This is a genomic window from Nostoc sp. ChiSLP03a (assembly GCF_034531215.2).
Lineage (GTDB): Bacteria > Cyanobacteriota > Cyanobacteriia > Cyanobacteriales > Nostocaceae > Nostoc.
Genome location: NZ_JAVRBQ020000144.1, coordinates 14,030 through 37,264, shown reverse-complemented (window position 1 = coordinate 37,264; position 23,235 = coordinate 14,030). Strand labels below are relative to the sequence as shown.

Sequence of the window (23,235 nt, the reverse complement as noted above, 5' to 3'; positions counted from 1 at the left end):
CAAACTCCAGCAACTCCAGAGCAAACTCCAGCAACTCCAGAGCAAACTCCAGCAACTCCAGAGCAAACTCCAGCAACTCCAGAGCAAACTCCAGCAACTCCAGAGCAAACTCCAGCAACTCCAGAGCAAACTCCAGCAACTCCAGAACAAACTCCAGCAATTCCAGAGCAAACTCCAGCAACTCCAAACCGAACTCCGGCAACTCCAAACCGAACTCCGACAACTCCAAGCCGAACTCCGGCAACTCCAAACCGAATTCCGGCTAACCCGGATGAAACCCCCGTCAAACCAGACCAACCTTCAAGTCCTAATTCAAATTCAGGTACAAGACAAAGACAAAGACAAAGACAAAACCCACAAGTCCCAACTAGAACACCAGACTCAGGCTCAACTCCAGATTCCCAATCAGCACCTTCATCTCCTGTAATTCGAGGACGAGGATAAAACTTTTTGATTTACAATATTTGGTAATTTGGAGATTAAGAATTCAGAATTCAGACTTAAAGCTAGTTCCAAACTAGTTGATATCTGAGTTCTGAGTTTTTAGTAGTGATTAAAATTAAACGACTTATGTGAATTGGAGTCTGGAAAGGCGTAAATACGTCAACATGGCTAAACATCTTAGCTAAACTACAGCCTGAAATCCTTGCTATAGCTTGGGTATTTCTAATTCATATAAGGTGTATTAATCGTAATATTAATAATTAATGCAACAGAAAATGATACGTAGTATGTATTTTTGTAGTCCTATCAAATTTAGTTTGACAACAATAGCAGTATTGCTCTCGCTTCAATCATACGCCACTGCTCAGGTCACTAATAGTCAACCAAACTATTCTCAAGTTTCTCCTCAAGTTGAATCAAATCCTCTACCATTACAGTCAAATATTCCTAACTACTCTGAGCGAAAACGCCGATTATTACTCAAATTCCAGCATCCCATAAAGCCAATAATTCCTAATACTTCTGAGCAAGAAATCCATTTGCTACTTAAACTTAATGAACGAAAACTTTATGTTTATCGGGGTGACAGTTTACAAGCCAGCTACCCAGTAGCTATTGGTAAACCTGGATGGGAAACACCTACAGGCAAATTTAAAATTATTCACATGGTACAAAACCCAGCTTGGGAAAACCCTTTCGTTGCTAATAGAGAAATTGTTCCTCCAAGCTCAGATAATCCTCTAGGAGAACGTTGGATTGGATTTTGGACGGATGGAAAGGACGAAATTGGATTTCATGGTACTCCGAATGTAAAATCTGTTGGGCAAGCAGTTTCTCATGGTTGCGTTCGGATGTATAACAAGGATGTGCGTAAACTCTATGAATTTGTGAAAATCGGAACACCTGTACTAGTGAGTAAATGATAAACTCCAGTACTAATATTCACTACTAATATAAGGTGGGCAATGCCCACCTTACTGCTATTGATTACTTGTTGTGAGACTTATAGTGGACGATAAACGCGATAGTTGATTTCGGGGAAGATATTATCCATTAATTCGACTTTTTCTAGCCAACCACTATCAATTTTGCCAACTTTAACGTCTTCATAGAGCTTATTAAACCGCATCAGGTGCGATCGCGTCCGTCTAACAGCATAGGGTACCATTGTTCCCGTCCGCATAATAAATGCCCAGTCGGAAGATTGTGCTAATAACAATTCCCTCGCTGCTTGGTTCAATGCTTTCCACCCCAACTCATCTTCTGGTTCCAGTTGCGAGATTTCAATCATCCGTTCAGCAGCTTTGTGCAAATGCGGATAAACCCACGCATTCGTTTCATTCAACCAATACTCGTGGAAACCTTTGAAACCCCAACTAGACTGCGAAGGACGACAAACTTGCTGTGTCGGCTGCTCCCGCAAATAGTCTGCTAAATGGGTCATTTGATATGTTTTTTGGTCATACCATGACTTGCGGAATAGGTAATCGATGAACCAAGGGCCTTCATACCACCAATGTCCAAATAACTCTGCGTCATAAGGCGAAACGATAATTGGCGGTCGCTGCATTATACCATATAGATGCTCAGATTGCCGCTCTCGATTATACATAAAATTAGCAGCGTGTTCTGCTGCCTTTTCCCTAGCCCAATAAGGATCGTAGAGCGCCTTATCTGAGAGACCTAAGCCCCGCCCCGTAATTTTGTGATACTTAATGCCCGTATTTTTTCGCTGACCATTGGGCATGATGTAGGGCTTGATGTACTCATATTCTGCTTCCCAGCCCAAATCTTTGTAAAATTCCCGATATTCCGCTGCCCCAGGATAGCCCACCTCAGAAGACCATACCTGTTGGGAAGATTCATGATCTCGACCAAAGACAGCAACACCAGTTTCTGTATAAATTGGCGCATAAGTGCCAAAGCGCGGCCGGGGACGGGCGTAAAGGATGCCATGTCCATCAGTGAGGAAATAGCGTAACCCAGCATCAGCTAGCATCCGCTCTAAACCTTCATAGTAGGCACATTCCGGCAACCAAATGCCTCTAGGTGCTTGTCCAAAGGTTTGTTCGTAATGTTCGCAGGCTACCTGAATTTGCGCCCACACAGCTTGGGGATACATTTTCATCAACGGTAAATAGCCGTGAGTAGCGCCGCAAGTGATAATTTCCAGGTTGTTACTGTCTTGGAACTTCTTAAAAGCTGTCACCAAGTCCCCGTCGTAGCGTTCCCATAGCTGACGCGCTTCGCTAAACTCAGTCGCGTAATGTTCGGCTAAATAACGAAGATGCCCGTTGTTGACATTATGTTCTACTTCTAGTGCTACAAGTTCTTCTAGTTGAGCTAAGTGTAATTCATAGCGTTCTTGAAGCAGAGGATCGCGAAGCATCGACACTAAAGGGGGTGTCATACTCATCGTGATTTTAAAGTCGATACCGTCTCGCTTTAAGCCTTCAAATACTTTCAATAAGGGGATGTAGGTTTCTGTGATGGCTTCATAGAGCCATTCTTCCTCCAGCACGTAGTCACTTTCCGGGTGACGAACGAAGGGTAGATGTGCGTGGAGTACAAGCGCGACGTAGCCGATAGCCATAGTGATTTTGGGGTGATACTTGTAAGTTGAAGGTTGAGAGGTTTGGCTGAAATTAACAATATTTTAAGACTTTATGGGAATCGTAAGAATAGTTTTCAATATGAGTTAAATACGGTGTTGTACCCCACATTCCGCACCTAAAACTGGCACACAGAGAAAGCAGTAAGTAAATTAAAAAGACTAGTAAAAATTGAGACAATAGACCTCCTGCACGAATCAAGAAGCATGTGCCAGTTCGTAGTTTAACAACCCAGCAATTAGATTTATGCGTAAGCCAAACTGCTTTCTACGGTTGCGATAACGTCCTGAGAAAATGCGAAAAATTTTGAAGCGGCGAATCGTATGTTCAACTCGCACCCGCAGTTTTGCTAATTGCGAGTTTCAACCCAAGCATCTAACTCTTTTGGAATCGTATGTTCAACTCTAATACCACCAGCAACTGATCTTCTACACTTAGTTTAGTTTGTCCACCCCGCTGTCCTTGGCGGTTTAGATGCGGCTCCAATACCTCTACCATTTCCGCAAAGGTACTCCGACTGACCCCACACAAGCGTTTGAACTCACCATCCGAAAGCGGTTGTAGCTCGCTGTAAGCCATTTTTTCTCCTCCACGAAGATGCTGCTGCTATCTTCATTGTGCTATCCGCGATCGCCAACTGGCACACCGTCTAAATATTCATGCAGGAGGTCTAATCGAGTTCTCACTCCTATTATGAATAGGGATGAGTGGCGAAATCCAAATACTTGGCTGGTTTCGATTGAAGAACTAGAAAGCGTTCTTCGTAGTAAAAATATTAATTTTCTGTCCAATGTTCCCGAAGATATTCGGAAATATATCAAGGAACGCATATATTTGCTGCCACCAACTGCATCTTTGTTAGCAGATACGGAATTAACATCAGATTCAAGGGACACAATATGGGTCAACAACGATGCTGCCATCTGGCATAGTAGTATTGCGGAAGAAGGAACCTCGCATTATGGGGAGAAAGAAGAACTTAGCTCCAGTCATGTTAGCTCCGGGCAAGTTAAGACCTCCCATTTGGAGGCAATCCAGGTTAGCGTTCCTCAAGTCGGCATAACTCAAGTCAGCCCCATCCAGAATAGCACCACGCAAATTAGCGCCCCAGAAATTGACTTCTCCCAAACCGGACTCTTCCAAGTTGGCATCACTGAAGTTGGCGTAGGGCAAATAAGCCTTTCGCAAGGAAACTCCACGCAGATCGGCATCTCTCAAATCAGCATGGTGCAAAACAATATTATAGAAAACTTTCTCACCAGCAGCGTAGCGCCTGAGAAAGTCCTGGGTACTAACAACCCTTATGGGATCATTTTCAAGACTCCCATCTGGCATAGTGGTATTACAGAAGAGAGCAGCTTCCAAAATAGTGGAACTCAAGTTGGCACCACGGAGATTGGTATCAATCAAATTGGTACTACTCAGTTTAGCGCCAGTCAAGTTGGCATTGGTCAGATCGGCACCCATCAAATTGGCACTACTCAGGTCGGCATCAGCCAAGTTGACACCTATCAAATTGGCATTAATCAAGTTAGCACTATAGAGCCGAGTCCCTTTTAGGTTAGCGCTACTCAGGTTGGAATTAGTTAATTCGCTATGACCCAAACTGATAAATTAACTCTTAGGGTCAATACCTGCGTTTCGCAAGCGTTCTGCCAATATTGCAGCCCGTTGACGTTCTTGTTCTAATTGTTGGTTTGCTTGCTCTAACTGTTGATTTGTTTGCTCTAACTGTTGATTTGCTTCTTCCTCTGGCAACATCACCAGCTGCCCATCTGGGGTAAAAAAGCGTAATTTACCTAAATATACTGCCAAATGCAGCCCTAACTGCTGACTCCACAACCAACCCGACTCATTGGGTACAAGTTCTTGGTATTGCCCATCAACTATGTGAAATCCCTGTAATTCTAGGTTATTTGGGTCAAACCAAAAGTAATCTGGAGTGCGAAATGTATTCTGGTAAATTTGCTTTTTTAAACCTTTATCAACCGAGGCTGTGGAGTTAGATAATAGCTCAACAATCACATTGGGGTATTTGCCGTCTTCTTGCCATACAACCCAGCTTTTGCGGTCTTTTTTTTCTGTATCTAAAACCACAAAGAAATCAGGGCCTCGAAATTCTTCTGACTTTTTCTGGTTGGGACTGAAATATATTGTCAGGTTGCCGGTAGCATAAAAATCCTGACGATCGCGCCACCACCATTTAATCAGGCGGATAAGCAAATCAATTTGTTCGCGGTGTAAGTCAGATTCCAAGGGGGGTTCGTCACTAAAGATATCACCTGGTGGGAAAATTATACTCTCAGTGACATCTTCTAAACTAGCGGTGGCAGCAAAGGGCTGAGACATACAAGATAGTTTTTTATGTTTGTCTCTATGCTATCGTGACTAACCTTTGCATTATGAGTGCGTAGGTGCAGCCTGTTATAGACATCGCACTTTTTATTCCTCATCCCGATATAACTCTTGCAAGTCTTGTAACTGAGTCTTTCGGGAAATCCGGCGATATTTTTTACTTTCTAACTTGGGTTCGTATTGACTCTGCCCTTTACCTTTGCTTTTTAACTTCATGGTGGATTCTGGATCGGCTTGTTGGTGTAGCTGTGTTTGATGAGCGATCGCCGCGTCCAAAAATTCTAAATAATGTTCGTATCGTTCCCAGTCTCCCCGCACCACGCACTCAGGCTCGTCTCGATGCAGACAATCACTAAAACGACAGCTAGCAACTGCTAACCGCTTTCTGGCTTCTGGGAAATAATGGATTAATTCTTCTGGCATACAATCCATGTCCGGCTGATTAAAACCGGGAGTGTCTGCAAGCATTCCACCGCTAGGTAACTCAAATAATTCTATATGGCGAGTGGTATGACGACCACGAGCCAGTTTACCAGAAACTTCTCCGACTCGCAGCTGAAGAGAGTCAATCAGCGTATTAATCAAGCTAGATTTACCAACGCCGGAAGGCCCAGCGATTACGGTAATTTTATTGCTCAGGTATTTGGCTGCTTGCTCAGTATTAATACCATCTTTAACGCTGATAAATATTGGCTGATAGCCCCAACCAAGCAGGCAATCGCTAACTTGTTGTTGTTCTGGCGCTGAAATTAAATCATTTTTATTTAAGCATAAAAGTACATCCAAGCCAGTAGACTCAGCTTTAATCAGAAATCGACTCAGTTGATAAGGTTCCAAAGGTGGATCGGCAACGGCAAATACCAAGAGGATTTGGTTGACATTGGCGATCGCCGGACGATCTAACTCACTTTGGCGAGGTAAAACCTCAGCGATCGCTCCCCTCCCTCCAGCCCAATCTGGCTCTTCTACCACAACGCGATCACCTACCATCACCTGTTGTCCAATTTTTTTCAGCCGTGTTCGTCGGGTACAAAGCAAAAGAGGAGGCGAGGGCAAAGAGGCATTTAAATTCAGTTTCTCCTCTGCTCCCCTGCTCCTCTGCTCCCCTGCCTCTCGATCCATCTGTACTCGGTAAAAATTAGCTTGTACAGCCACCACCGTACCCAATAACTGTCCAGTTACGTCAAAGTTTTCCCCTGTCATTGGCTAGCAACTGGACGGCGCACTAACAGAGAAAAATAACTAGTACAGTCTGTAATTTGTTCTACCTGATAACCTGCCATTGTCAAACTATCAGGAACCTGCTCAATCGGCTCACCAGGGTCTAACCAGACTTCTAGTAAACCTCCCAATGGCATTTTCTCCAGACGTAGTTTTGTCCGCACGAAATTAATCGGGCAAGGGGTGCCGCGTAAATCAAGTTGAGCATCGGGAGTTAAAACAGAAGAGGGCATCATCACTTAAATAAATTTCCCAAGAATCCTTCTAGACCGCCTTTACCAGTCCGATCGCCCTTAATTTTAGCTAGCTTCTCCAGCAGTTCCCTCTCCTCTGGGGTGATTTTATTGGGAATATCAATTAATACGTTCAGCATGTGATCCCCACGACTTACGGGATTACCCAAGCGGGGTACGCCGCGATTTTCCAACTTCATCACTGTATTTGGCTGAGTTCCAGCTGGAATGATTAGTTCTACTGGCCCATCTACTGTATCTACCTCTAACCGACAACCTAAAATCGCTTGCAGGTAGCTAATTTTGATTTCCGAGAGAATATTAATTCCATCTCGTTGAAATTCCTCGTCCTCATTTACGAACAAGTAAACGTATAAATCCCCAGGAGGCCCACTACGTTGACCAGCATCTCCTTCACTTGAAATCCGCAAACGTGTGCCATTATCCACCCCTGCTGGAATGGTAATTTTGAGTTTCTTTGTGACTTGATTTGCGCCCTTACCATCACACGCGTCACACTTATCTTCAATTACCATCCCTGTTCCATTACAGGTGGGACAAGTCGAGACTTGGGTGAAACTGCCAAAGGGCGTTCTAGTCACACGCCGTACTTGAGCCGAACCGCCACAAGTCGAACAAGTCCGAGGGCGGGTTCCAGGTTTAGCACCAGAACCGCTACAAACTTCACAATTTTCTAGATGAGAAATGCGAATTTCTTTTTCGCCGCCAAATATCGCTTCCCGAAAGTCTAACTTCAGGTCTAGCCGCAGGTCATCACCCCTCGCAGGCCCACTGCGGCGTCTTTGTTGGGTGGGATTACCCATACCGCCAGCAAAGCCACTAAAAATGCTTTCAAAGATATCGGCAAAACCACCCATATCGCCGACATCTTGAAAGCCCGCGCCAGCACCAGATACACCCTCTGGCCCAAAGCGATCGTAACGAGCGCGGGTTTCGGGTTCTGAGAGTACCTCATAAGCGCGGTTAATTTCTTTAAAGCGATCCTCCGCCCCCGGTTCTTTGTTCACATCTGGGTGATATTTCCGGGCTAGACGGCGATAGGCTTGTTTGATTTCTTCTTTGTCAGTGTCACGAGAGACACCCAGGATTTCATAATAGTCGCGGGCCATATAGCAAAGGTAAAAGTTAGAAGGAAGAAAGCAGAAGTCAGAAGAACGTCATTCACGGTCACTTGCTACCCTATGGATTAAGTGTTTTGCCTACAGAGATGTAAGAGCAACACATTATCCTTTAGAGGGCGGCTTGCCGGAGGGCAGGCAGAAGATAAAATTAATTTTTGTTAATAACTGATTTTACCCTTTACCTTTTACAAAAATCACCGACAAATCTTGAGCAACAGGTGCTTTCCTCGTGGGAGACGACAAAAGCTATAGAAGTTAAGAACAGGGGGAGCCTCTGCTCAGACTTCTCACTGCCGAGTCGGCTGTCTCTTTTACAATTGTGCTACGTAGGAGAGGAAAACCTCGCCCATCAACCAGAGGGGCTAGCCGCACCAAGAGGTGTGGAAAACCACCCTTATGCAATGGAAGTGGCTCTGAACTTGCACATTGCCTAGCCTAAAGTAATTTGCTTCTACAATCTAGCAAAGGACTGAGGTCTTGTGAAACTTCGTTAAATATTTAAATATATTAAAATATCTTCATAAAAATTTACAAATTAGGATATTAGGGATTGGGGATTGGGGACAAGGGGACAAATCAATTCAAAATTCAAAATTCAAAATTCAAAATTCAAACATTTTTGAACTTCTGCCTTCTGCCTCCTCTTTCCCAATGCCCCATGCCCCGTGCCCCATGCCCAATCCCCAATCCCCAATCTTCAATCCCTAATCTATCGCCTCATAATCAGCCTGAGCTGTACTTTCTTCGTCAAAATCAAAGTTGAATTGTGGTATTAGCGTGCCATTCATTGGTGAGTCTACTTCTGGGGTAAAGTGACTAGATGAACCCCCCTCAATCTCATCAGTTTGGCTGTTAGCTCGATTGTAGACATCAGCACCAATTGCAAACAAGGTTTGTTGGAAGTCGTCTAAGCGCTGCTTAAATTCCACTGTGGAAATGCTGGAGTCAATCATTGCAGCTTGGAGTTGTGCAACTTTTTCACTGGCCAAGGTCTTCATCTGGTCGCCGATAAAGTTGCTATTATCCTTGATTGTAGATTCATAACTGAACAACAAATTATCTGCTTGGTTTTTGAGTTCAACCAGTTCTTTACGCCTTCTATCTTCTTCGGAAAACAGTTCGGCCTCTTGGCGCATCCGTTCGACTTCGTTGCTACTCAAACCACCTGTATTGGTAATCCTGATACTCTGTTCTCTACCTGTACCTTTATCTTGGGCAGAAACCTTGAGGATGCCGTTGACATCGATTTCAAAGGATACTTCAATTTGCGGTACACCACGGGGCGATGGGGGAATTCCTGCTAGCAAAAACTTGCCGAGACTCTTGTTATCTCGTGACATCGCTCGTTCACCTTGGAGGATGTGAATTTCCACTGAGGTTTGCCCATCAACGGCGGTGGAAAAAACTTGTGACCGACTCGTAGGAATTGTAGTGTTGCGTTCAATGATTTTGGTGAACACTTCACCTAAAGTTTCAATTCCCAAGGACAAAGGGGTGACATCCAATAGCAAGAGATTATCGACTTCACCACCTAACACACCTGCTTGAATAGCTGCTCCCAATGCTACAGCTTCGTCAGGGTTGATGGAGCGATCGGGAGCTTTGCCGTTGAAAAACTTAATTAGCGCGTTTTGGACTGCCGGAATACGGGTAGAACCACCTACCAAAATAATCCGATCTATAGCTTCTGGTTTGAGATCCGCATCTTTGAGCGATTGGATCAGTGGTTCGATGGTCGCTTCAATTAATTTCGCGGCGAGTTCTTCAAATTTCGAGCGGCTGAGTTCCATCTCCAGATGCTTTGGCCCGGTATCATCAGCTGTGATAAAGGGCAAGTTGATGGAGGTATTCACCATACTGGAGAGTTCGATTTTTGCCTTTTCTGCAGCTTCCCGCAGGCGTTGCAGTGCCATCTTGTCTTTGGAAAGGTCGATTTTCTCTTGTTCTTGGAAACGTTCCATCATCCAAAGGACGATCGCATTATCAAAGTCGTCTCCACCCAAGTGGTTGTTACCACAAGTCGCCTTCACTTCAAAAACGCCATCCCCAAGTTGCAGGATCGATACGTCAAAAGTACCGCCTCCCAAGTCAAATACTAAAATTAGCTGCTCTTGGTCTTGCTTTTCCAATCCGAAAGCTAAAGCCGCAGCTGTTGGTTCATTAATGATTCGCAGAACTTCTAGTCCTGCAATTGTGCCAGCATCTTTAGTTGCTTGTCTTTGGGCATCTGTGAAATATGCTGGTACGGTGATCACTGCTTGAGTAACCTCCTCACCCAAAAAGTTTTCTGCATCCTGCTTCAGCTTTTGCAGGATCATGGCAGATAATTCTTGTGGCGTATAATTTTTTGAGCGAATTTGGACATCAACGGTCTCATCTCGACCTTTGATGCAGTTGTAGGGGACGCGATCGCGTTCTACTTCAGTATCTTCCCAACGCCGCCCGATGAATCGTTTAATACTGTAAATTGTGTTTTCAGCATTGGTTACGGCTTGGCGCTTTGCCAATTGACCAACCAAGCGATCGCCACTCTTCCCAAATCCCACAATACTTGGAGTAGTTCGTCCACCTTCAGAATTGGAGATCACAAGTGGTTGACCACCCTCCAAAACTGCGACGCAACTGTTAGTAGTGCCTAAGTCGATCCCAATAACTTTTCCCATATTTGCCAGTATTTTTACTGAAATTTCTGCTGTAATATGTCGCGGACTAACTTTTTTGCTAAGAACAAAGGCTAGCGGATAACGTCTGTGCAACCCCTGTTGCTGATAGCAATCATAAAGTTGAAACACAGAGAGTTATCCAAAGCCTTGTCCAAGTTTTAGGTACGCGATGCTCGTCCTTGCTATAACCCAGGCACTTGAGGTCAGCGAGGCGAGCGACTACAGCTTAACTGCTGGCTGAACTCGACTGATCTTCTGGTGCAAAAGGTGTATCTTCCTTGGGAGCAGCTACTTTGACCATTGCATGGCGTAGCACGCGATCGCCCAAGTAATATCCGCGCACTAACTCTTCTAACACTGTTCCTTCAGGATGTTCATCCGTAGGTTCCCGCATTACTGCTTCGTGCAGGTTAGGATCGAATTCTTGACCTTCGGGACGCATTGGTGAGACACCCAAGCGTTTCAAGCTATCTACTAATTGTTTGTAAACGCCTTGGTAACTTTTGTGCATGGTCATTTCGCCCTCAGACTGCGGTTTGAGGTGCGATCGCGCCCGCTCAAAATTATCGACTATTGGTAGCAATTCCAAAATCGTATTCCGCTTCACCTGCAACTCTAGGTCTTCTTTTTCTTTGCTAGTGCGTTTCCGGTAATTCTCAAAATCAGCGGCGATCCGCATATATTGAGTACTACGCTCTTCTAGTTGCGTTTTGACGGACTCGATTTGTTGAGTCAGTTCTGCCAAAGCTGCTGTTTCCACTCCAGTTTTCTCAGTTGCAGCGACGCTATTTTCTGAATTGACAGCAGTATCGCCTGATACATTTGTTTGGGCCGCCACTTGTTCTGTCACCTCGCTGCCAGATTCATTGAAATTAACTTGGGCTGGGAAGTCACTCTTCATTGCTTGCTTTACCTCTGTTGGTTCACCCAATTGCTGGCTTGTATTGTTTATCTGTTTATTTTCATCGATCATTGTCTATTCATTCCAGATCCTATTTATGGCAGTGTATCTCCACAGCTTGCAACCGTCGTCATCCACGACGTGCCACTGAGGCTGATTTTATTGCCGACAAGTTCCTGGAAGTGATGTAACCGTCCTCTTATTGTGACAAATGGTGAACACGTTAGCCCAGACACCACTAAGGCGGGAACCCGAACGAGTAATTTGCAATAATAGCGCTGAATGTGACTCGCCCCTTATCTTATTTGAAAATATTTTGAATTTTGAATTTTGAATTCGGAGCAAAGCGACGTGACTCAGGACTTTTTTGAAAAATGAGAATTCTCTCTCACAGTAGGGGAATACTTTAAGCAGAGGTTCCCCCTACTCATTCGCTCATTTATGACTTACTCGTCACCACAACGGCGCAGTACCGCTCTAACTACCAGAACAGAGTTTTCGCCCTTCGGCAACAAGCTAGTGCAATCTGGCTATGTCAATACCGAACAGATGAGGCAGGCATTAATTGAAAGCCGCAAATCTGGCAGACCCTTAACGGAAGTATTAGAGTCAATCACTGGGCAACAACTATCGCCTGAGTTGCTCAGGCAATACAAAAAACAGCAGCTATTTGAACTAAAAATATTATACGGAGTTGAATTCCTCGATCCAGAAGTCAATTCCGTTGGCAACACGATGATGGGGAACCTGATTGAAACCCTCATCCCAGTGGATATCTGCCGTCGCCATCGCTTAGTACCACTATCGAAACACGAAGACCAAACCCCGCCCTCAGTTTTAGTGGCGATGGTCGCTCCAGATAATCTAGAGGCTTCCGATGACCTAAACCGCATCTTGCGCCCCCAAGGCTTGGCGTTACAGCGCATGGTGATTACCCAGGAAGACTACCAACAGCTAATCAACCAATATTTGGATGAAATGGCTGTTCGGCAAAAGCACCTGGAACGAGAAAACTCTACAGATATTAGTCAGGATTTAGAAAATCTCGGAAATCTCGATATTTCGGATGCTCCTGAAGAAATGGAGGCCGATCTAGGGGCAGCGATGAAGGGTGCAGAGGATGCCCCAGTTATCAACCTAGTCAACAGAATCCTGGCTAAAGCCTTGCATGAGGGCGTTTCTGACATTCATATCGAACCGCAAGAAGAAAACCTACGCATCCGCTTTCGGAAAGATGGTGTACTGCGTGAAGCTTTCCCCTCAATGCCGAAAAAAATCATCCCAGCGGTGACAGCCCGATTTAAAATCATCTCCAATCTAGACATTGCTGAACGCCGTCTACCTCAAGATGGACGCATCCGACGGCTGTTTGAGGGACGTAAGGTGGACTTCCGGGTGAATACCTTACCCAGTCGCTACGGGGAAAAGGTGGTACTGCGGATTTTGGATAACTCCTCCACCCAACTGGGATTAGATAAGTTAATTACCGATCCAGAGACTTTGAACATTGTCAAGGATATGGTTAGCCGTCCCTTTGGATTAATTTTGGTAACTGGGCCAACTGGTTCGGGAAAAACAACTTCGCTGTATTCTGCACTCTCTGAAAAGAACGATCCCGGTATTAATATCAGTACAGTAGAAGACCCAATTGAGTATAGCCTTCCAGGGATTACTCAAGTACAGGTGATTCGGGAAAAAGGACTAGATTTTGCTACCGCTCTACGGGCTTTCTTGCGACAAGATCCAGATGTGCTACTGGTGGGTGAAACGCGGGATAAGGAAACGGCAAAAACAGCGATTGAAGCTGCCTTGACCGGTCACTTAGTATTAACTACCTTACATACCAATGATGCCCCAGGAGCGATCGCTCGTTTGGGAGAAATGGGGATTGAGCCTTTCATGGTTTCTAGTTCCCTAATTGGCGTTTTAGCTCAACGTTTGGTGCGGCGTGTATGTTCTGAATGTCGTGTCCCCTACACTCCCACAACTGAGGAACTAGCTCGTTATGGTCTATCAGCTTCCTCAGATGTCGGAGTCACTTTCTATAAGGCTAACACCTTGACATTAGATGCGATCGCAGATGCCAAAGCCAAAAATAACCTTTGTCCAAAATGTAATGGTGTCGGCTACAAAGGGCGTTGTGGTGTTTATGAAGTCATGCGAGTCACCGAAAATCTGCAAACTCTAATCAACGAAGATGCACCCACAGAACGCATCAAAGAAGTGGCAATAGAAGAGGGCATGAAAACCTTACTGGCTTACAGTTTGGACTTAGTACGCGAAGGTTCCACCACTCTAGAAGAAGTAGAACGAGTGACGTTTACTGATACTGGCTTGGAAGCAGAGTTAAAAGCCAAACGCAAGACTGGTCTTACCTGCCGGAGTTGCGATGCCACATTGAAACAAGAATGGCTGGATTGTCCTTACTGTATGACAGCTCGGTTTTAAGAATAGTCATTGGTCATTAGTCATTAGTCATTAGTCATTGGTCGTTGGTGAATGCTTAATAACTTTAAACAACTGACAAATAACAAAGGACAAATGACAACGGACAAATGACAAATAAAAAACATTAAAAGGAAGCAGAACTATGGAAATGATGATTGAAGACTTGATGGAGCAGTTGATTGAGATGGGTGGCTCGGATATGCACTTATCCGCAGGTTTACCTCCCTACTTCCGCATCAGTGGCAAACTTACTCCTATAGGTGAGCATGTATTGACAGCCGATCAATGTCAAAGGCTGATTTTTAGTATGCTCAACAATACCCAGCGTAAAACCCTAGAGCAGACCTGGGAATTGGATTGTTCTTATGGTGTCAAAGGTTTGGCTCGCTTCCGGGTCAATGTCTATAAAGAGCGTGGTGCTTATGCTGCTTGCTTACGAGCATTAAGTTCTAAGATTCCTAACTTTGAAAAATTAGGTCTGCCAGATATCGTGCGGGAAATGTGCGATAAACCTAGAGGACTTATTCTGGTGACAGGCCCTACAGGTTCTGGCAAGACAACTACTCTAGCGGCAATGATTGACTTGATTAACCGCACCAAGGCAGAGCATATTTTAACGGTGGAAGATCCAATTGAATTTGTCTATGAACCAATTAAAAGTTTGGTTCACCAGCGGCAACTAGGAGAAGATACTAAAAGCTTTGCTAATGCTTTGAAAGCAGCCCTGCGGGAAGATCCAGATATTATTCTGGTAGGGGAAATGCGCGATTTGGAAACAATTTCTTTGGCGATTTCCGCGGCAGAAACAGGACACTTAGTATTTGGTACGCTACACACAAGTTCCGCCGCCCAAACTGTTGACCGGATTATTGATGTTTTCCCTCATGAAAGACAAACCCAAGTGCGAGTGCAATTGTCTAACTCATTGGTTGGGGTATTTAGTCAAACCTTGGTGTCCAAGAAAAACCCTAAACCCGGTGAATATGGTCGGGTGATGGCTCAAGAAATTCTGATTGTTACTCCTGCTATTTCTAACTTGATTCGAGAAGGTAAAACATCTCAAATTTACTCAGCAATTCAAACTGGCGGCAAATTGGGAATGCAAACTCTGGAGAAGGTTTTAGCTGATTTTTACAAAGCCGGAACGATTTCTTTTGAAGCGGCGATGTCTAAGACTTCTAAGCCTGATGAAATTCAACGTCTCATCGGTACTTCTGTACCACCGCAGGCAGCAGGTGCGAAACCTGGTGCAGCTGCCAAAGCACATTAAAGGAACTGGGGAGTAATAATTTTAGATTTTAGATTTTGGATTTTAGATTGAAATTTAATCCAAAATCCTCAATCCAAAATCAAAAATCAAATTATCTCATGCCCAATTAATAACAACTATTTTGAATTTATTTTATGCCAAACTTCGTTGCCCGTGTTCGGGATTCGCAAGGGAAATCTCGAACAGAAAAAATTGTTGCTGAATCCTTGGTACAAGCTCGTACTAATCTTAGAGATCAAGGTTTTGTAATCCAAGAACTCAAGCAATCTCAGGGATTTCAGCCAGATGTTGCCTTGAAAAATTTCCAGAATTCCTTAGTTAAGGTTTCTGTGAAAGATAAAGCCGTTTTTTCGCGTCAATTTGCCGTTTTGATGAATGCGGGAGTTGCGATCGTTAGAAGTTTGGGAGTGCTGTCCGAACAGTGTAGTAATACTAAATTGAAACAAGCCCTTGTAGACATTAGCACCGATGTTCAAAGCGGCATGAATCTTTCAGAGGCAATGCGGAAGCATCCTGACTGTTTTGATGGATTATACGTGAGTATGATTCAAGCTGGCGAAGTTGGCGGTGTTCTAGACGAAGTATTAAATCGTTTAGCCAAGTTATTAGAAGATGTTGCCCGTTTACAAAACCAAATTAAATCAGCACTGTCTTATCCAACGGTTGTGGGTTTTATCGCAGTTGCCATCTTTCTTGGTATGACTATTTTTTTGATTCCGATTTTTGCCACGATTTTTACACAACTTGGAATCACATTACCACCCCTAACGCAATTCTTGATGGATGCTAGTAAGTTTTTGAGAAGTCCGGGTGCTTTTGTTCTTCTTGCTGCTCTTATCGGACTGAAATTTGCCTTTACACAATACGGTAAAACTCCTGTTGGTCGCATCACAATCGATCGTTTTTCCCTGAAAATGCCATTGTTTGGTGACTTAATTCAAAAATCTTCAGTTGCCCGCTTTAGCCGGACTTTTGGTTCTTTGACTCGTTCAGGCGTACCAATTTTAACTTGCTTAGAAATTGTCCGAGATACATCAGGAAACCAAGTGATTGCTAATGCCATAGATGCAGCCCGGATGGAGATTCAACAAGGAGGTATGATTAGCATTGCTTTACAAAAAGATGCCGTTTTTCCGGCTATGGCAATTCAGATGATTAGTATCGGAGAAGAAACTGGAGAATTAGATGGAATGTTGATGAAAGTTGCCGATTTCTATGAAGATGAAGTTGAGCAAGCAGTAAAAGCAATGACCAGTATTTTGGAACCGTTGATGATTGTAGTTCTAGGGGGAATGGTCGGAACCATTTTGCTAGCGATGTATTTGCCTATGTTTGCGGTATTTGAAAAGCTGGGATAAAGGATTAATAGTTAAGAGTTAGAAGTTATGAGTTAGGAGTTAAAATTTTTTATTCCTAACTTTTAGCTTATCACTAATTAATTTTATTCTTAACTCCTAACTCCTCACTCCTCATTATTTAATAAACTATGACTGTGCAAAAATCTCAGTACGAAGCGAGTTTGGCAGAGTACAGCAATCATCTAGCTGCGATCGCCTTATTAAAGCAATATCGGCCCTACTTGGAGATGATTCCCAGTCTGCGCCGTCCAGATGAAAGTGTCATTACTATACCCTTGCCAATTGTTCGGCTTCGCAATCCTGCTACAACAGCCTTAAAAACGATTTGCTTACCCTGTGATGTGGCAATTTTGATGTGCGATCCAGAGTGGAAAATCAAAACTGGTGCAGAAATTTTAGTCTTTATTCATCGCGCTGACGAAGACTTTTCTGATTTGTTAGGACGTTGGCGACAAACCCAAGTTTATCTAGACAATGATTATGAGTGGTTGATGCCTCTGCGTCACAGTCATATTTTGAGTGAGGGAGCTAATACTGTATATCCTCTGTTTATCGTTTTTCATGAGACTTTAGAACGCATCCAAAGAGGCCTGGTGGGAGCCGAACTCCCATTTATTATGCAAACACCAGATTTGCTGGTTGAGGAGAATCTCACAGATATTTTTTCTTCACAAACTCCACCAGCTTAGGGACTTACAGCAGAATTCAAAAGTAAAATACGCTTTATACCTGGGTAACAGACGAATCGTTGTGTACCTAACGAGTTTGAAATCTGCTGTATAGTCAAAAAAACATCCCATCTTTGCGGGACGCTTTGCGAACGTAAGAATGCAAGTCCTTACATTTATAGAAATGTACTAAGTGTAAAACTACATATTTTTATCCCCAGCTACGCCGTCCCCTTTTGTTAAACTAGAGGGGTTTTATTATGTGTATCTTCATACAAAATTTTTATAAATACCCACGCAACAGACTTTCACCTTTACAAAACTACAAATTAGCTGGTCACACATCCGTGAAAAGACTAATTCTACAAAAATTTATTTTTACTTTTTGAAGAGTAATGAGGATTTGGCAAAGATTCAGTAATCTTACTGTTGCCAATAAAGAATTGTCATAAAATTAAAGACGTTTAAGAGCAGATATTTTATACTCATGAATCGTTTTCCTCAAAAAACAACGAATTCTCAAGAGAGCATTTCACAACCAACTCAGTTGAGTCAGATGTGTGGTTCCAAACGGCTATTTCGCGATCGCTATGAAATACTGCAAATTTTAGGTAGAGGTGGTTTTGGCGTAACATTTTTAGCCAAAAATGCCGTATTACCTGGAAAGCCACTGTGTGTTATTAAACAGCTTTGTCCAAAAGTGACTAGTCCTCAAAGTTGGCAAAGGGCATGTATGCGCTTTGAAAAAGAAGCAAGAATTTTGGGACAACTCGGTAGTCATTCGCAAATTCCCATGTTATTAGACTACTTTCAGGCAAATGGGCAGTTTTTTTTAATTCAAGAATATGTGCCGGGTTTGACTTTGGCGCGAGAAGTGCGGCAAACTGGGCCCAAAAGTGAATCCTCAGTTAAGCAGTTCTTACAGGAATTACTACCTGTCTTACAGTATCTTCATAAACATCATGTGATTCATCGGGATATTAAGCCTCAGAATTTATTGCGGTGTGAATATGATGGGCGCATAGTGCTGATTGATTTTGGTGCGGTGAAAGAGAAATTAGTTGATGTTTGTGAAAACTCAATCAATCAAGCTGTCAATACCAACTTTATCGGTACTAGGGGATTTGCACCACCAGAACAGTTTTCTTTACGTCCAGTTTATGCCAGTGATATTTATGCACTGGGTGTAACTTGCATTTTTATGTTGACTGCTAAAAGTCCTTTAGAATTGGACTACGACCCAAAAACTGGTGAAATATCTTGGCAAAAACAGGTAAATATCAGCAACAGTTTCGCCCAGATTTTAGGAAAAATGGTGAAAATTACTTTAGAGGAGCGGTTTAAGACTGCCGATGAAGTGATGAAAGCTTTAAGTAGTGAAAGTTATTTGCCTACTTTGGCTAACTGTTTAACTACCCAAAAATTAAATAATAAAAGTATTACACAACACGAAATTACACAAAACAAAATTACACAACATGAAATTATACAACAGGAAAATTATGATGTATACATGCCACCTGTAGCTAGAACTGCTAGTGCGATTCGGAAATGGAGAGCAAGATTCAAGGAAACAAGATAACATACAGCAGAATTCAGAATGGGCTACGCCCTGCTGCGCTAACAGGAGTAAAACATACTTTATACCTGGGTAACAGACTTAGGTTGTGTACCTCACTTTCCTTGAAATCTGCTGTATGTTGCAGCCTTTTTAGTTGAGGTATCAAATGAATAATTAATTATGGGCAATTTAAAATAGCCAAAACAAATTTAGTAAGCATTTTAACTATATTTGATAGTCAGTAATGATTCATTGATCGGGGTTTATATTCAATACTTAGTCAGTTGTCGCTTGCCAAGATACAAGCAAAATTACTAGGTTTAAAAGTTCAAAAAAATATTTTTATTCAGATTATTATATAATCGATAGAATAATTAATCTTATGGCTCTCGTAGTTTTCCACAGATGAGGAAGACTGACTACTATTTACAAAAGCTAACTATATAAGTAATTCCCCAATCCCCAGAACAGGGTTTATCTACCACAAGTAAGCGAGAGTCAATTATTTTAAGGGAAAGTTCGGGACAAACTTAGCCTAAGTTGTCATGCAGTCGCGCCTGTCAGATCATGATCTGCTGCTTAAATCCCGATTGCTCAAATCCCCTGAATCCCAATGGAAAGAAGTTTTGCCAAAGTTGTAGCACCCCGCTGGTGTCACTTTTAAGAAATCGCTTTCGTGTGATCCGAGTCCTTTCAGATGAGGGGGGATTTGGCAGAACCTATCTATCAGAAGACGTAGATAAACTCAATGAACGCTGTGTTATCAAGCAATTAGCTCCAAAATTCCAAGGAACTTGGTCGCAAAAAAAGGCGATGGAGTTGTTTGCAGAAGAAGCGCAGCGATTACAAGACCTGGGGGAACATCCCCAAATTCCGACTTTGATAGCTTATTTTGAGCAAGACGGCTGCCTATATTTGGTGCAGCAGTTTATTAATGGAGATAATTTGTTAAAGGAGTTACAACAGCGCAAGGCTTATAACGCTAGAGACATTCAATCTATTTTGTTAGATTTACTACCCATCCTAAAATTTATCCACGATCGCAAAATTATTCACCGAGACATCAAGCCAGAAAATATTATCCGCAATAAAAATGATGGGCGATTAAGTTTGATTGATTTTGGCTCCTCAAAGCAATTTACTGCCAAAGTTCAGCAAAAATCTGGCACATCCATTGGTTCGCATGGCTATTCTCCCCTAGAACAAATTAGAGATGGCAAAGCTTTCCCTGCCAGCGACTTGTTCGGTGTGGGGGCTACTTGCTTTCATCTGCTAACGGGAAATTCCCCGTTTCAGTTGTGGATGGAATCTGGCTATGCCTGGGTAAGTAATTGGCGGGAATATTTGCGAAGTCCGTTAAATCCTGAATTGGATTTTGTCATCGACAAGCTTTTGAAAAAAGATATCCAGGAACGTTACCAGTCAGCCGAAGAAGTCCTGAGAGACTTGACTCCAAAACAACTCCTCGCCCTGCCACCTGCGGGTAAGTCATCTGGGAAATTACCAGCAACTAAAGCACCAGCTTTACCAAAAAGCTATCCCTTACTGAGAATTTTAATTTTGGTAAGTGCTTTCATTCTGTTATTTGGATTCAGCGAATCTTGGTATAAAAATTTTCGCCGAATTCAAACCAGTTTGGTCTCTAGGTTGATGCAACAAAATAGTCCTAGTAAAAATGATGCGATTTTGAGCCAGATTAGCTTGGGTAAAGTTTCCTTAGCTAACACCCTCCAAGGACACGAAAACTCAGTTTTATCTGTCGCCATTAGTCCCGATGGTAAAACCATAGCCAGCAGTGGCGACGATGGCACTATCAAACTTTGGAATCTCGCAACCGGAAAACTAATCGCTTCACTCAACGGGCATTTTCAGCAGGTGAATGTCGTAGTAATTAGTCCAGATGGCAAACTTCTGGTTAGTGCTAGTGATGACAACACGATTAAAATCTGGAATTTGGCAACGCGAAAACAAATTCGCACTCTTATAGGGCATTCTGACTCAGTTCATGCCCTAGCCATCAGTGCTGATAGCGAGACTTTAGTTAGTGCTAGTGATGACAACATGATTAAAATCTGGGATTTGGCAACAGGAGAGCAAATTCGGACACTAGCAGGGCATACATTCTGGGTGCGGTCAGTGGCTATTAGTCCTAATGGTGTGATTCTGGCCAGTGGCAGTTTTGACAAGACGATCAAAATCTGGAATCTAGCAAAGGGATACCCAATCCGCACACTAGAAGGAAATTCTCAAACAGTGACAACTGTGGCTATTAGCCCAAATGGTAAAACTTTAGCCAGTGCTAGCCGCGACCGCACCATTAAACTTTGGAATTTAGCTACGGGAAGAGAACTTCGCACCTTAGCGGGACATAGCAATACTGTCACATCCGTAGCCTTCAGTCCCGATGGTAAAATTGTTGCTAGTGGTAGCCGCGATCGCACTATCAAACTGTGGAATACAGCTACAGGAGAAGAAATTCTCACATTAGCAGGGCACACCAACAGCGTCACATCTGTTACCTTCACTCCTGATGGCAAAACCCTTGTTAGCGGTAGTGAAGATAACACGATTAAGATTTGGCGATTGTCTGAGTGAGTAGGAATTAGGGATTGGGGATTGGCGATGAAGAAGAGTTATACCAATTCAAAATTCACGCATTCAAAATTCATACATTAAGAAAGCCAGACAGAACAAAGGTATGTCCGTATGTATCTGTCGCATTCTTTTTTCAAATTGGTATTAGAATCTCGTTAATCCACCTTTGAACTGGATGAATCCATATCAAAGACTCATTCATCCACCTTTGAACTGGATGAATCCACATCAAAGACTCATTCATCCACCTTTGAACTGGATGAATCCATATCAAAGACTCATTCATCCACCTTTGAACTGGATGAATCCATATCAAAGACTCATTCATCCACCTTTGAACTGGATGAATCCACATCAAAGACTCGTTCATCCACCTTTGAACTGGATGAATCCACATCAAAGACTCGTTCATCCACCTTTTGTCTCACCGAAGGAGTATTGAGTTACCGATGTTAAAACCATTCATACAAATGGAGGGTTTTGAAACCTAAACTTTCAGTTACCCTGAAGTTAGTTGCCTAATTAATATTGATTCTTCCATAACATAGAATAGATGACTGAACAAACTTCTAGAATTTGTATCCTTGGTGGAGGCTTTGGTGGTCTCTACACAGCCTTGCGGTTAAGCCAATTACCTTGGGAATCTACGCAAAAACCCGAAATTGTTCTAATAGATCAAAGCGATCGCTTCCTATTCTCTCCTTTACTTTACGAATTACTCACTGGCGAACTGCAAACCTGGGAAATTGCCCCACCCTTTGAAGAACTTTTACAAGGCACAGGAGTGCGTTTTTATCAAGGCGTTGTGTCTGGAATTGACATCGACCAGCAACGGGTAAATATCCAAGAAGGCCCGGAAATCCCTTATGACCGATTGGTACTGGCGCTAGGAGGTGAGACACCCCTAGATTTAGTCCCTGGTGCGGCAGCTTACGCCTACACATTCCGCACCATCTCTGATGCTTATCGTTTAGAAGAACGCCTGCGATTTTTAGAAGAATCCGATGCTGATAAAATTCGGGTAGCGATCGTTGGGGCTGGCTACAGTGGTGTAGAGTTAGCTTGTAAGTTAGCTGACAGACTAGGCGAAAGAGGACGCTTTCGGATCGTTGAAATCGCCGACCAAATTTTGCGAACTTCCCCAGAGTTTAATCGGGAAGCAGCAAAGAAAGCAATAGATGCCCGTCGTGTATTTATTGACTTAGAAACCAAAGTCGAATCAATCGAGCAAAATAGCATTTCCCTAGAGTACAAAAACCAGTTAGACACGATTCCCGTGGATTTAGTAATTTGGACTGTAGGAACTAGAGTTGCGCCCGTAGTAAAATCTCTTCCTCTCAAGCAAAATCAGCGCGGTCAAATCATCACTACATCCAATCTGCAAGTCCTCGATCGTCCAGAAATCTTTGCCTTGGGAGATTTAGCAGACTGTCATGATGCTGAAGGACAGCAAGTCCCCGCTACGGCACAAGCGGCTTTTCAACAAGCTGATTATACTGCTTGGAATATCTGGGCAACTTTGACTAATCGCCCCCTTCTTCCCTTCCACTACCAACAGTTAGGAGAAATGATGGCGCTAGGAATAGACAACGCTACTCTCACTGGTTTGGGAATTAAACTAGATGGCCCCTTAGCATACGTCGCTCGCCGTGCTGCTTATTTATATAGATTGCCAACTTTAGACCATCAGCTGAAAGTTGGTTTTAATTGGCTATTCCGTCCGATTATAGAAACACTTTCTCGGTAACTTTCAAGGTTGGGAAT

20 protein-coding genes and 2 pseudogenes are annotated in these 23,235 nt (G+C 43.2%); 10 read left to right on the top strand and 12 right to left on the bottom strand.

Annotated elements, in window-relative coordinates; translation table 11 throughout:
- Together RMY32_RS23805 and RMY32_RS23800 are read left to right on the top strand one after the other, a co-directional pair.
- A pseudogene (locus RMY32_RS23805) lies at window positions 1–444 on the top strand (hypothetical protein); the annotation flags it as partial.
- Between the two features lie 317 nt (window positions 445–761).
- Window positions 762–1,367 carry a L,D-transpeptidase gene (locus tag RMY32_RS23800; protein WP_322709829.1) on the top strand — a complete coding sequence of 202 codons (606 nt, stop codon included), beginning with the start codon at window positions 762–764 and terminating at the stop codon, window positions 1,365–1,367.
- An 80-nt stretch (window positions 1,368–1,447) separates the two neighbouring features.
- Here the strand turns inward: RMY32_RS23800 and RMY32_RS23795 are convergent, their stop codons facing one another.
- The 9 genes and pseudogenes from RMY32_RS23795 to dnaJ form a co-directional block, all read right to left on the bottom strand.
- Complete coding sequence (locus tag RMY32_RS23795; RefSeq protein WP_322709828.1) at window positions 1,448–3,037, bottom strand: glycoside hydrolase family 57 protein; 1,590 nt, start codon at window positions 3,035–3,037, stop codon at window positions 1,448–1,450.
- Window positions 3,038–3,253: 216 nt separating this feature from the next.
- Window positions 3,254–3,418, bottom strand: a pseudogene (locus RMY32_RS23790) (IS5/IS1182 family transposase); the annotation flags it as partial.
- Between the two features lie 13 nt (window positions 3,419–3,431).
- On the bottom strand, window positions 3,432–3,635 hold the full coding sequence (locus tag RMY32_RS23785; protein ID WP_322709826.1) for a hypothetical protein: 204 nt from the start codon (window positions 3,633–3,635) through the stop codon (window positions 3,432–3,434).
- 41 nt (window positions 3,636–3,676) lie between these two features.
- Window positions 3,677–3,952 (bottom strand): hypothetical protein, encoded by a 276-nt coding sequence (locus tag RMY32_RS23780; protein WP_409883854.1) that lies wholly within the window; start codon window positions 3,950–3,952, stop codon window positions 3,677–3,679.
- Complete coding sequence (locus RMY32_RS23775; protein WP_409883852.1) at window positions 3,942–4,661, bottom strand: pentapeptide repeat-containing protein; 720 nt, start codon at window positions 4,659–4,661, stop codon at window positions 3,942–3,944. The genes RMY32_RS23780 and RMY32_RS23775 overlap by 11 nt, the downstream gene beginning before the upstream one ends.
- A 9-nt stretch (window positions 4,662–4,670) precedes the next feature.
- A complete protein-coding gene (locus tag RMY32_RS23770; RefSeq protein ID WP_322709824.1) occupies window positions 4,671–5,405 on the bottom strand; it encodes a Uma2 family endonuclease in 735 nt (244 codons plus the stop codon).
- A gap of 93 nt (window positions 5,406–5,498) precedes the next feature.
- A complete protein-coding gene (gene rsgA, locus RMY32_RS23765) occupies window positions 5,499–6,614 on the bottom strand; it encodes a small ribosomal subunit biogenesis GTPase RsgA (protein WP_322709823.1) in 1,116 nt (371 codons plus the stop codon).
- A complete protein-coding gene (locus tag RMY32_RS23760; RefSeq protein ID WP_099102520.1) occupies window positions 6,611–6,868 on the bottom strand; it encodes a sulfurtransferase TusA family protein in 258 nt (85 codons plus the stop codon). The genes rsgA and RMY32_RS23760 overlap by 4 nt, the downstream gene beginning before the upstream one ends.
- Window positions 6,868–7,995 carry a molecular chaperone DnaJ gene (dnaJ, locus tag RMY32_RS23755; RefSeq protein ID WP_322668135.1) on the bottom strand — a complete coding sequence of 376 codons (1,128 nt, stop codon included), beginning with the start codon at window positions 7,993–7,995 and terminating at the stop codon, window positions 6,868–6,870. The genes RMY32_RS23760 and dnaJ overlap by 1 nt, the downstream gene beginning before the upstream one ends.
- Window positions 7,996–8,162: 167 nt before the next feature.
- Here dnaJ and RMY32_RS23750 point away from each other — a divergent pair, with 167 nt between their 5' ends.
- Window positions 8,163–8,441 (top strand): hypothetical protein, encoded by a 279-nt coding sequence (locus RMY32_RS23750; RefSeq protein ID WP_322709821.1) that lies wholly within the window; start codon window positions 8,163–8,165, stop codon window positions 8,439–8,441.
- 270 nt (window positions 8,442–8,711) lie between these two features.
- On the opposite strand, the gene dnaK is transcribed toward RMY32_RS23750, so the two are convergent.
- Together dnaK and grpE are read right to left on the bottom strand one after the other, a co-directional pair.
- Window positions 8,712–10,670, bottom strand: a complete 1,959-nt coding sequence (gene dnaK / locus RMY32_RS23745) for a molecular chaperone DnaK (RefSeq protein WP_322709831.1) — start codon at window positions 10,668–10,670, stop codon at window positions 8,712–8,714.
- Between the two features lie 226 nt (window positions 10,671–10,896).
- The gene (gene grpE / locus RMY32_RS23740) at window positions 10,897–11,643 is read right to left on the bottom strand and encodes a nucleotide exchange factor GrpE (protein WP_322709820.1); all 747 of its coding nucleotides are present in this window, start codon (window positions 11,641–11,643) and stop codon (window positions 10,897–10,899) included.
- A gap of 369 nt (window positions 11,644–12,012) precedes the next feature.
- Between grpE and RMY32_RS23735 the strand changes: the two genes are divergently transcribed.
- The 6 genes from RMY32_RS23735 (at window position 12,013) to RMY32_RS23710 (ending at window position 21,471) form a co-directional block, all read left to right on the top strand.
- On the top strand, window positions 12,013–14,019 hold the full coding sequence (locus tag RMY32_RS23735) for a GspE/PulE family protein (RefSeq protein ID WP_322692951.1): 2,007 nt from the start codon (window positions 12,013–12,015) through the stop codon (window positions 14,017–14,019).
- A gap of 142 nt (window positions 14,020–14,161) precedes the next feature.
- Window positions 14,162–15,289: a type IV pilus twitching motility protein PilT gene (locus tag RMY32_RS23730; RefSeq protein WP_229453549.1), complete on the top strand. Its 1,128-nt coding sequence runs from the start codon at window positions 14,162–14,164 to the stop codon at window positions 15,287–15,289.
- 134 nt (window positions 15,290–15,423) lie between these two features.
- Window positions 15,424–16,647 (top strand): type II secretion system F family protein, encoded by a 1,224-nt coding sequence (locus RMY32_RS23725; protein WP_322709819.1) that lies wholly within the window; start codon window positions 15,424–15,426, stop codon window positions 16,645–16,647.
- A 128-nt stretch (window positions 16,648–16,775) separates the two neighbouring features.
- Window positions 16,776–17,336: a hypothetical protein gene (locus tag RMY32_RS23720; protein ID WP_322692949.1), complete on the top strand. Its 561-nt coding sequence runs from the start codon at window positions 16,776–16,778 to the stop codon at window positions 17,334–17,336.
- Between the two features lie 466 nt (window positions 17,337–17,802).
- Window positions 17,803–18,897 (top strand): serine/threonine-protein kinase, encoded by a 1,095-nt coding sequence (locus RMY32_RS23715; protein ID WP_322709818.1) that lies wholly within the window; start codon window positions 17,803–17,805, stop codon window positions 18,895–18,897.
- A gap of 546 nt (window positions 18,898–19,443) precedes the next feature.
- Complete coding sequence (locus RMY32_RS23710) at window positions 19,444–21,471, top strand: serine/threonine-protein kinase (protein WP_322709817.1); 2,028 nt, start codon at window positions 19,444–19,446, stop codon at window positions 21,469–21,471.
- 133 nt (window positions 21,472–21,604) lie between these two features.
- Here RMY32_RS23710 and RMY32_RS23705 read toward each other — a convergent pair whose 3' ends face one another.
- A complete protein-coding gene (locus RMY32_RS23705; protein ID WP_322709815.1) occupies window positions 21,605–21,883 on the bottom strand; it encodes a hypothetical protein in 279 nt (92 codons plus the stop codon).
- Window positions 21,884–22,024: 141 nt separating this feature from the next.
- Here RMY32_RS23705 and RMY32_RS23700 point away from each other — a divergent pair, with 141 nt between their 5' ends.
- Window positions 22,025–23,218, top strand: coding sequence for an NAD(P)/FAD-dependent oxidoreductase (locus tag RMY32_RS23700; RefSeq protein WP_322709814.1), 1,194 nt, complete (start codon window positions 22,025–22,027; stop codon window positions 23,216–23,218).
- Window positions 23,219–23,235: the final 17 nt, after the last annotated feature.

Coding starts and splice junctions, on each gene's coding strand:
- rsgA (WP_322709823.1), bottom strand. CDS start 6,614: ATGACAGGGGAAAACTTTGACGTAACTGGACAGTTATTGGGTACGGTG.
- RMY32_RS23710 (WP_322709817.1), top strand. CDS start 19,444: ATGATCTGCTGCTTAAATCCCGATTGCTCAAATCCCCTGAATCCCAAT.
- RMY32_RS23720 (WP_322692949.1), top strand. CDS start 16,776: ATGACTGTGCAAAAATCTCAGTACGAAGCGAGTTTGGCAGAGTACAGC.
- RMY32_RS23730 (WP_229453549.1), top strand. CDS start 14,162: ATGGAAATGATGATTGAAGACTTGATGGAGCAGTTGATTGAGATGGGT.
- RMY32_RS23715 (WP_322709818.1), top strand. CDS start 17,803: ATGAATCGTTTTCCTCAAAAAACAACGAATTCTCAAGAGAGCATTTCA.
- RMY32_RS23705 (WP_322709815.1), bottom strand. CDS start 21,883: ATGAACGAGTCTTTGATGTGGATTCATCCAGTTCAAAGGTGGATGAAC.
- RMY32_RS23760 (WP_099102520.1), bottom strand. CDS start 6,868: ATGATGCCCTCTTCTGTTTTAACTCCCGATGCTCAACTTGATTTACGC.
- RMY32_RS23795 (WP_322709828.1), bottom strand. CDS start 3,037: ATGGCTATCGGCTACGTCGCGCTTGTACTCCACGCACATCTACCCTTC.
- RMY32_RS23735 (WP_322692951.1), top strand. CDS start 12,013: ATGACTTACTCGTCACCACAACGGCGCAGTACCGCTCTAACTACCAGA.
- RMY32_RS23770 (WP_322709824.1), bottom strand. CDS start 5,405: ATGTCTCAGCCCTTTGCTGCCACCGCTAGTTTAGAAGATGTCACTGAG.
- grpE (WP_322709820.1), bottom strand. CDS start 11,643: ATGATCGATGAAAATAAACAGATAAACAATACAAGCCAGCAATTGGGT.
- dnaK (WP_322709831.1), bottom strand. CDS start 10,670: ATGGGAAAAGTTATTGGGATCGACTTAGGCACTACTAACAGTTGCGTC.
- dnaJ (WP_322668135.1), bottom strand. CDS start 7,995: ATGGCCCGCGACTATTATGAAATCCTGGGTGTCTCTCGTGACACTGAC.
- RMY32_RS23785 (WP_322709826.1), bottom strand. CDS start 3,635: ATGGCTTACAGCGAGCTACAACCGCTTTCGGATGGTGAGTTCAAACGC.
- RMY32_RS23700 (WP_322709814.1), top strand. CDS start 22,025: ATGACTGAACAAACTTCTAGAATTTGTATCCTTGGTGGAGGCTTTGGT.
- RMY32_RS23725 (WP_322709819.1), top strand. CDS start 15,424: ATGCCAAACTTCGTTGCCCGTGTTCGGGATTCGCAAGGGAAATCTCGA.